This is a genomic window from Chromohalobacter sp. HP20-39 (genome assembly GCF_033052815.1).
Taxonomy (GTDB): domain Bacteria; phylum Pseudomonadota; class Gammaproteobacteria; order Pseudomonadales; family Halomonadaceae; genus Chromohalobacter.
In genome coordinates, this window is the sequence record NZ_JAWHTP010000102.1 from 1 (window position 1) to 525 (window position 525).

The 525-nt window shown below is 61.0% G+C and carries 1 protein-coding gene; it reads left to right on the forward strand.

Annotated features, from left to right (window positions below):
• The coding region (locus tag RVY79_RS17135) for a hypothetical protein (RefSeq protein WP_317465676.1) at window positions 1-525 on the forward strand (525 nt) is incomplete at both ends.

A 525-nucleotide genomic window follows, 5' to 3' on the forward strand; every position in this document is an offset into this window, starting at 1 on the left:
GACGGCGTATGGCAACCGGTTCAACTGGCAGACGGATCGCTGTCTGACGGTAAGGCGGAGACGTACAACCGCTGTGTGGAATCGGTCCTCGGATCATCGGAGGCGTTCTTCACCAGTGTCTTCTCTGCCCAGAACCGACGGCCGATTGCTGGCTACCAGACCTCTGAAATCAAGAAGTTGCTTGCTGAGCTGCTTGGTCTGGAGCGGATGCGTGAGCTGTCGGGCAAGGCTATGGACGTGGCGAAGTGCCTCGGCCGTGCTTTGGATGTCGTTCAGCACAACATCACCAGCCTGGTTGGTCGGCGCGATCGTGTTGCACGACTCTCCTTGGAGATCGAGCAGGCGGAGGCCTCGTTGGTTGAGACCCGCCAGGCGCGTGATCGTGAGCTGGAGGCCAATGCGCAGATGGTTCAGGAGCGTGCGACGCTTGCAGCCAAGCAGGCGAGCAGCACCGTAGCAGAAGCGCGCATGCGTGAGCTTGGCCAACAGAAGGTGGCCCAGGAAGCAAGGCGCCGAACGCTTGAC